Raw genomic sequence first — 8,436 nt, forward strand, 5'->3', positions numbered from 1 at the left:
GTCCATTTTTACAACAGCCTGGCGGGTTTTTTAATACAGAATCGGATGGGCGGTACGGGTAGTCGAATGGGCGGCGGAGGGTCTTATGCGGCGGAGGAGGTGTCGTCCTCGTCCAGGGCGGCGAAGAGCTTCTTGCCGTCGAGGAGACGTGTGGTGACGTTTCTCATTCGGCCAATCTCTACGGTGCGCAACGTGTCATCGGCGCCTCGGGCGTCATAGACCGTTCCCAGCAAATACGAGATGCCATCGCGCTGCCTGATGGCAAAGGGACGGAGTGTCATCCGTGCTGCTTCGGTTTCGCCGCGTGTCGTGACGCTCGAAATATCAAAACTCACCGTGGTTCCGTGGTCGATGGCCTGCTCGACGAGCTCGCACGTGTCGATGCGCTTGATGGGCGTGCGTGTTGCCTTGGTAGCCTTGCTGCTTGCGCTTGGAGCGGGTTCGGGTGTGTCGAGGTAGCCGCGAACGTCGGCGCTCGCCATGGCAACTAAGTGCTGCGCCGTGCTCTTGCGGATAGCGATAGGCGTGGAGCGGTTGCGCATGACCATACCGTGGAGCCGGATGATCTCTTCATCGGTGAGCGGGCGGGTAAGAAGTTTGTAGCCCACGCCGCGTTTGTACTCAATTTCGTATCCGGCATGGCGAAGCGCGGAGATGGCGGTGTAGATGCTGCGCCGCGCCGCCGAGATGGGCATGCGGGCGGGGTCGTCGGGATGGGCGAGGCACCGGATCAACTCATCGGAAAGCATGGCCTTGTCCTCGCCGGTGTTTTCGCTCAAGAGCTGCAGGATGCGAACGGCGCGATAGGCCGCCATCGAGGCGGCGCCTCTCGTCGTGGTGTCGTAGGTTTCAACAGCGGCTTCGGTCATAGTGCCCACGTCCTTTCCGTTTTGGTGGCGACGGTATGGAGCCTAGGACGTGGGGCTTTCCCAGGGGCGCAGGGCGCTCTGGGCGGTCGGTAGTCGTCGGCAAACGGCGGGTCGAGTTTTCAACAGCCCTGCTCAACTGACCAAAAACTTGCCAAAAGCTTGACGGATGCTGTTGAAAAAAGCGCCTCTCGACCGATGTCGAGAGGCGCTTGTGCGATGAGCGTTGGCGTGTGGCGACGCGAGCTAGCGTCCGACGATTAGAAGTCGGCGTTGCCCACGGTGCGCGGGTGCGGCAGGACGTCGCGGATGTTGCCCACGCCGGTCAGATACATGACCAAGCGCTCGAAGCCCAGACCGTAGCCGGCGTGCTTGCAGGAACCGTAACGGCGCAGGTCAAGGTAGTACTTGTACTGCTCGGGATTCATGCCCAGGTCCTTGATGCGGGCCTCGAGCAGATCCAGGCGCTCCTCGCGCTGGGAGCCGCCGATAATCTCGCCGATACCGGGAACCAGGCAGTCGGCGGCGGCGACGGTCTTGCCGTCTTCGTTCATGCGCATGTAGAACGCCTTGATCTCGGCTGGGTAGTCGGTCACGAAGGTCGGGCGCTTAAAGTGCTCCTCGGTCAGGAAGCGCTCGTGCTCGGTCTGCAGGTCGATGCCCCAGCTCACGGGGTAGTCAAACTTGTGACCGGAGGCGACGGCCTGCTCCAGGATTTCGACGGCCTCGGTATAGGTGACGCGGGCGAAGTCGGAGTTTGCCACGTGGTCTAGGCGCTCGAGCAGACCCTTGTCCACAAACTTGTTGAGCATATTGAGCTCGTCGGGGCAGGTTGCCATAACGTCCTTGAGGACGTACTTGAGCATGGCCTCGGCGTTATCCATGTAGTCGTTAAGGTCGGCAAAGGCCATCTCGGGCTCGATCATCCAAAACTCGGCGGCGTGGCGCGTGGTGTTGGAGTTTTCGGCACGGAAGGTGGGGCCAAAGGTGTACACGTCGCCAAAGGCCATGGCAAAGTTCTCGGCATTGAGCTGGCCGGACACGGTGAGGCTCGCATGCTTGCCAAAGAAGTCCTGGCTCCAGTCGACCTCGCCGGACTCGGTGAGGGGCGGATTTTTGGGGTCGAGCGTGGTCACGCGGAACATCTCGCCGGCGCCCTCGCAGTCACTCGTGGTGATGATGGGGGTGTTGACATAGACAAATCCCTGCTCCTGGAAGAAGCGGTGGATAGCGGCAGCCGCGACAGAGCGGATGCGGAACACGGCGCGGAACAGGTTGGTGCGCGGGCGCAGATGCTGCTGGGTGCGCAGGAACTCGACGGTTGCGCGCTTCTTCTGCAGCGGGTAATCCGGGGCGCTCGTGCCCTCGACCTCGATGGAGGTGGCAGAAAGCTCGAAGGGCTGGGGCGCATCGGGGGTCAGTTTGACGGTGCCGGTGCAAATGAGTGCGGCCGAGACATTTTGGTGGGCGATCTCGTCGTAGTTGTCGAGCGCCTCGCGGTTCATGACGACCTGCAGGTCGCGGAAGCAGCTGCCGTCGTTGAGCGTAACAAAGCCAAAGTTCTTCATGTCGCGGACGGACTTGACCCAGCCGGCGACGGTGACAGTCTGGCCGCCGAGCGACTCGGCATCGGCATAGAGCTGCGCGATTTTGGTGCGGTTCACGTATCCTCCCATAACGGTTGAATGATAGTTATCCATACAGTTCGATATTCTAGCAGCTCGGCTCATTTGGACTATACGGATAAGGCATTGACGGGACGTTTTCAAATGAAAAGCGCCCACGGCGAAATGACCGTGGGCGCTTGGCGTGTTGTCTATTTGTTGTGCGGCGCGGGGCGCGACTACTTGGTCTTGGCCACCAGCAGCGGGTCGCCAAGCTTGACGAGCGGGTTGCCGCCGATAAGCGTTCCAGACTCGCCGACATGGTCGATGCTCTTAAGGCGATCGAGCTCGGAGACGATGACGGTCACGATGTCCTCGTGACCAGCGGCCTTAATGGCCTCGCGGTCGAAGCTGATGAGCGGCTGGCCTGCCTTGACCACATCGCCCATCTCGACAAAGCGGGCAAAACCCTTGCCGTTCATTTCCACGGTGCCCAGGCCAACATGGATGAACACGCGAAGACCGTCCTCGGTGATCATGCCAATGGAGTGGTTGGTGACAGTGGTGGCGCCGATGCGGCCGTTGGCGGGCGCATAGATGGTGTCGGTAATGGGCTCGATGCCATAGCCCTGGCCAAGCATGCCCGAGGCGATCGTCTCGTCGGGAACTTCGTCCAGGTTGACGAGCACGCCGTTGACGGGGGCATAGATGACGCCTTCGCGGGTGGCGAAGCTTGCTGCGGGCGGAACGGACGCCTCGCCGGTCGAGGTGAAGGTGGACTTAAGCGAATCGAGCAGACCCATAGTTGCCTCCAACTTAAATAGGCGCATATCGCGCGTCTGGTTTGCCGGAAACGTTTCATATGTGTTTCGCGGCTTGGTCAACGCCCCCTATTCTACGCTGCTCAGCGATACCTCTGAGCTGGGATTATGTGATATATCAGTTGGAGGGAAACTTATTGCCGGAGAGTTTCTGCGTCCTGCACCCAACTGGGGTACGCTTAGATGCGAAAAAAGAGTGCGCATAATTTGCGCGAAGGGAGCACATATGATTGTCGAGAACCATGCGCTGTGGGGCGAGGAACCGACCGAGGATTATCCGGCGACCTTTACGTATCTGGGTGCCGAGCCGCTGCCCGATAAACCGAATGGCCGTCGCCCTGCCGTGATTATCTGCGGCGGAGGTGCGTTTACGCATATCGCTCCGCATGAGCAGGATCCCGTGGCGTTTGCGTTTTTGGATCACGGCTACCAGGCCTTTGTGCTCAACTATGTGACGAGCGGCACGGGTGACGTAAGTTTTCCGCACCCGCAGGCAGATCTTGCCAAGATGGTCGCCACGGTGCGTGCGAATGCCGACGAGTGGCATGTCGATCCCAAACGCGTGTGCGTCGTGGGCTTTTCTGCTGGCGGCATGATTTGCGCCTCGCTGGCAACACAGTGGAAGACCGGCCCCTTCGCGGCACTTGCCGGGGCGCGTCCGGACGACATTCGTCCCGATGCCGTGGTGCTGGGCTATCCATTGCTCGACTTTGCCTATGTGCGCGACATGCAGACGCGCGATCCGCGCATTGACTTGCGTGTGCCCAAGACGGGCGGCAAGACGGGGCGCGATTTGCTCAACGACTACCTGTCGATGGTGACGGGCGGCGAGGCAACTGACGAGCATCTGGCCGACATCTGCCCCACCACGCATGTTTCGCGTCAGATGCCACCGACCTTTGTATGGGGCGTGTCCGACGACAAGACGGCGCCGATCGCGCAGGTCTATCCGTTTGCGCAGCGCATGGCCGAGGAGGGCGTTGCATGCGAGATGCACGTCTTTGACCAGGGCGGTCACGGCCTTTCGCTCGGCAACGCCAATACCGCGGTCGACAACGAGGACAAGCAGGTTTCCGTCCGTCCCTGGATCCGCCTGGCCTTCCGCTTCCTGGAACGCCACAGGTTTTAGTTACGGCGTTTTACCAAACGCCGTAACCACTTGACGCTGCAAGCCCGCCAGAGCGGCAATCTGCCTTTCAACTTCGGCGGCATGAACAGAAGGTCAATGCCGTCTCGTTTCAAGGCACCTTGCTCGCTCTGACGGGCTTTCGCTGTCTGCGCCAAAACATCGGCGTTGTCTTGGCTGCCAAAAGAATGATCCCTCGGGGACGGAGGAAAGCGGATCAGTTTGGGCGGTGCTGGCGCTAAGGTCTAAGACCGACGTCGTCCCTTGTTGCTTTCCTACCAGACGGTGAACTGGGCGTTTTCCGTGTTCCAATGGACATCGCGAACGTAGTCGCGCACGCCCGTCGCATCTCGTGCTTCGAACAACTCAAGAATATGAGCATGTTCGCTGTTGGCTTTATTGAGCAGTTTGCACGCCGTCTCTTGGTCGACAGTCTCGTAATCGCGCTTGATAAAGCAGCGCTCGAGTTGCGAGATCATGTCGCGCAGACGGTCGTTGCCGCAGCGGTTGAAGTACGTAAGGTGAAAGTCTCGCTGAATGTCGTCGTACTTACGGATGAGGCCGCCTTGGATCGCGAGGTCCATGGAGCCGACGAGAAATTTAAGCTGCGTAATGTCATCGTCGGTTAGGTTCGGACAGGCGAGATATGCGGCCTGCCCGTCGAGCGGCCCCATAATCTCAAAGACTTCAACGGCGTTTTGCTGATCGAACCCACGGACGCGGAATCCGCGGCGGGGGAGATTGTCCAGGTAGCCATCGCTTGCCAGCTGGATGAGCGCCTCGCGGACCGGCGTGCGCGACACGCCCATGGCATCGCAGATCGCTTGCTCGCTCAGCCGGTCGCCGGCGGACAACTCGCCGGCGTCAATACGGCTCGAAATATAGTCGTATACGTGGTCCTTCAGGGGCCTTCTGAGCGTTTCCATGAGCTTGTGTTCCTTAACGGTATATTTCTAAAATTAAATACGTTTCGCTTGAATAGCTCAGTCGAATTATAGAACGACCAGCTAAATCGTGCTACTTTGCGCCGATAAGCAGGAATACGCTTACCGAGGATTATCTACCGTTCGGGATTGTATGCAATATACAAAACAGCAAAGACACCCTAAGATAAAGCCATCGGAAGGAAGGCGGACGCAAGGAAGTCCGCTCAGTACTATGAGATCCAAGGAGGATCATCATGACCAAGTTCAGCCACGTCATCATCCGTCGTCCCGGCAAGTCCCTGAGCAATGGCATCACGAGCGCTCCCGAGCTTGGCCAGCCCATCTACGAGCGCGCTATCGAGGAGCATTACGATTACGAGCACGCACTCGAGCAGTGCGGCGTTGACGTGTCGGTGCTGCCGGCACTCGAGCAGTATCCCGACAGCTGCTTCGTCGAAGATCCGGCCGTTATCACTCGCTGCGGCGCCATCATTACCAACCCCGGCGCCGATAGCCGCAACGGCGAGAAGGACGAGATTGAGCCGGCCGTCCGTCGCTTCTTTGACGACGAGCATGTCAAGCACATCGTTTCTCCGGGCACGCTTGACGGCGGCGACGTCATGATGGTCGGTGACCATTTCTACGTCGGTCGCTCCGCTCGTACCAACGAAGAGGGCATTCGCCAGTTCTGCGAGATTCTCGAGGGCTGGGGCCTCGAGGGTTCTGAGGTTCCGCTGGAGGAGGTCCTGCACCTCAAGACGGGCGTCAACTACATCGAGGACAACAACATGCTCGTCTCTGGTGAGTTCATCGATAAGCCCGACTTTGCCCAGTACAACAAGATCGTCGTGCCCGAGGACGAGGCGTACGGCGCAAACTGCATCTGGGTCAACGGTACGGTCATCGTTGCCGAGGGCTATCCGACTGTGCTCAAGGCCGTGCAGGATCTGGGCTACAAGACACTCGTCGTTGACACCTCCGAGTATCGCAAGGTCGACGGCGGCCTTTCTTGCCTGTCGCTGCGCTTCTAACGCGATAGCTGTAACAGTCTGATGATCGCTTGACCGATGGCCCGGCACCCGATTCGGGACGTCCGGGCCATCTTTCGTTCGATCACATGATGAAGGGGGTGCACATACAATGGCCTCTAAAGCTCAAAATGAAGAGATTATCGACCCTAATGGCCTCGATCTCTTTCGTCTGACCATGATGGTTATTACCGCCAGTATTTGTGGCGGCATCTTTTCGCTTGCCGGCGATATGGCAGCAGGCGGGGCAAATACCGGTGCGGTTATCGTCTCGTGGGGAATTTGCTTTATTGGCGTCTTTGCGCTGATGATGGTGTTCAACGGTTTGTCTCAGGCCCGTCCCGACCTGACCGGCGGCATCTATGCATACGCTGCGGCCGGTTTTGGCGATTACATTGGATTCAACTCCGCTTGGGGCTACTGGATCAGCGCATGTCTTTCCAACGTGAGCTTTGCGCTCTTGCTGTTTAGCGCGCTGGGCTATTTCTTCCCCGCGTTTGGCGCGGGTAACAACCTGCTTTCTATCGTCTGCGCCAGCGTGTTTTTGTGGTTCCTTACCGCCCTTGTGCTTCGTGGCGTTAAGGAGGCTGCGGGCATTAACACAATCGTCACGTTGGCGAAGCTGGTGCCGTTGGGGCTCTTTGTGCTGAGTATCGTGCTCCTGGGTAAGTTCAACGTCGATATCTTTATGGACAACTTCTGGGGAGAGCCGGCTGGTCCTGGCTTTGGCGAGCAGGTTGTCTCGACCATGATTGCCCTTGTCTGGGTCTTCACGGGCATCGAGGGCGCTGTCGTTATCTCGGGCCGTGCTAAGTACGTGCGTGACGTCGGCCGCTCGACGGCGCTCGGATTTGCGGCTGTATTCACGCTGTATCTGATCATCTCGATGCTGTCGCTCGGCATTATGCCGCGCGAGGAGATGGCACAGCTTGCAACGCCCTCCATGGCGGGAATTCTCGAGTGCGCAATCGGTCCGGTTGGTGCTGCCATCGTAAACCTTGGCGTTATCCTTTCGTTGGTCGGCGCGCTGCTGGGCTATGTCATCATTGCGTCCGAGACGCCGTTCGAGGCGGCGCGCCAGGGATCCTTCCCTCTGGCGTTTGCCAAGACGAACAAGCACGACGCCCCGGTGGTAACGGTTCTCGTGAGCTCCGGCATTACGCAGCTCTTCTTGATCGTGTCGTATGTGGCGGCGAGCACCTACCAGTTCTTCTATAGCTGCGCAGTCAACACGATTCTGGTTCCGTATGTCTGCTCGGCTGCCTATTACATGGTGATTGGTTGGAAGAAGGAGCATCTGGACGGACCGCATGCGCCAAGCGTCGGCAAGGCGCGATTCTTCGGCACGCTCGGCTTCATTTACACATTGTTCCTTGTGTGGTCGACGGGCCTCCAGGGCGTCATGATCACGACGATCCTTTTTGCTCCGGCCATTCCCGTTTATATGCTGGGCGAGCGAGGTCGCGGTAAGCCGGTACTTCCGCACCTGCACGACAAGCTGATCGCAGCGGTGGTCATTGTCGTGGCGGTCATCTCGCTGTATCTGCACTTTGCCGGCATTGCGCCGATAGTCTAAGACTGCGGCAAGCTTCATCGCTTGGTAAGCCGACGGAGGCGTCGCGTGCCGGTGCCGTTCGGTAATCCATAACTGACGTGGGCCTCTGTAACGTGCCTTTGTGAGCGCCCACCAAGCCCGCGCAGGTGACATTTGTTGCCAGCGCGGGCTTTTGCTGTTGCGGCGAAATAGTTCCTGTTTTTGCTGGTTAAAGCATCAAACAGGAACTATTCCACCGCAACTTGTTTTGATTCGCTGGGGGACGGAGGAAGCGGCGATCCGGAATCCACCTGCACAGTCGCTCCGCATCCCGTCCGTTGGCGCAAGTGGTGCCAAATGTAATCTGCCCCCCCTTGCACGCTTGTCCTCCTTGCAGCAATCTGTTGGTTGAACGTCGTTATGTGCTTGCAGTTTCTGGGCAAGCCGTCTCGCAGCAAAGTAGACTAGATGGCCATTTCAAAAGGCTCTGTTAGACCACATTTGACACGATCGGCTGTTCGTCGAACCGGA

General features: G+C 58.8%; 7 protein-coding genes. 3 read left to right on the top strand and 4 right to left on the bottom strand.

The window, feature by feature from the left end; genetic code table 11:
- Window positions 1-83 precede the first annotated feature (83 nt).
- The 3 genes from DWV32_RS00935 to DWV32_RS00945 all read right to left on the bottom strand — a co-directional run bounded on the left by DWV32_RS00935 (window position 84) and on the right by DWV32_RS00945 (window position 3,273).
- Complete coding sequence (locus DWV32_RS00935; protein ID WP_117756909.1) at window positions 84-869, bottom strand: hypothetical protein; 786 nt, start codon at window positions 867-869, stop codon at window positions 84-86.
- Between the two features lie 257 nt (window positions 870-1,126).
- Entirely contained in the window at window positions 1,127-2,530 is a 1,404-nt protein-coding gene (gene asnS / locus DWV32_RS00940; protein ID WP_117756924.1) for an asparagine--tRNA ligase, read from the bottom strand.
- A gap of 179 nt (window positions 2,531-2,709) precedes the next feature.
- The gene (locus DWV32_RS00945; protein WP_233540370.1) at window positions 2,710-3,273 is read right to left on the bottom strand and encodes a PTS glucose transporter subunit IIA; all 564 of its coding nucleotides are present in this window, start codon (window positions 3,271-3,273) and stop codon (window positions 2,710-2,712) included.
- A gap of 244 nt (window positions 3,274-3,517) precedes the next feature.
- Between DWV32_RS00945 and DWV32_RS00950 the strand changes: the two genes are divergently transcribed.
- On the top strand, window positions 3,518-4,420 hold the full coding sequence (locus DWV32_RS00950) for an alpha/beta hydrolase (RefSeq protein WP_117756910.1): 903 nt from the start codon (window positions 3,518-3,520) through the stop codon (window positions 4,418-4,420).
- A gap of 272 nt (window positions 4,421-4,692) precedes the next feature.
- Here the strand turns inward: DWV32_RS00950 and DWV32_RS00955 are convergent, their stop codons facing one another.
- Window positions 4,693-5,343: a GntR family transcriptional regulator gene (locus DWV32_RS00955; RefSeq protein ID WP_117756911.1), complete on the bottom strand. Its 651-nt coding sequence runs from the start codon at window positions 5,341-5,343 to the stop codon at window positions 4,693-4,695.
- Window positions 5,344-5,597: 254 nt separating this feature from the next.
- On the opposite strand from DWV32_RS00955, the gene DWV32_RS00960 reads away from it, so the two are divergent.
- Complete coding sequence (locus DWV32_RS00960) at window positions 5,598-6,374, top strand: dimethylarginine dimethylaminohydrolase family protein (protein ID WP_117583089.1); 777 nt, start codon at window positions 5,598-5,600, stop codon at window positions 6,372-6,374.
- 109 nt (window positions 6,375-6,483) lie between these two features.
- Window positions 6,484-7,947: a basic amino acid/polyamine antiporter gene (locus DWV32_RS00965; RefSeq protein ID WP_117756912.1), complete on the top strand. Its 1,464-nt coding sequence runs from the start codon at window positions 6,484-6,486 to the stop codon at window positions 7,945-7,947.
- Window positions 7,948-8,436: the final 489 nt, after the last annotated feature.

It is taken from the genome of Collinsella sp. AF04-24, assembly GCF_003465685.1.
GTDB classification, from domain to species: domain Bacteria; phylum Actinomycetota; class Coriobacteriia; order Coriobacteriales; family Coriobacteriaceae; genus Collinsella; species Collinsella aerofaciens_AP.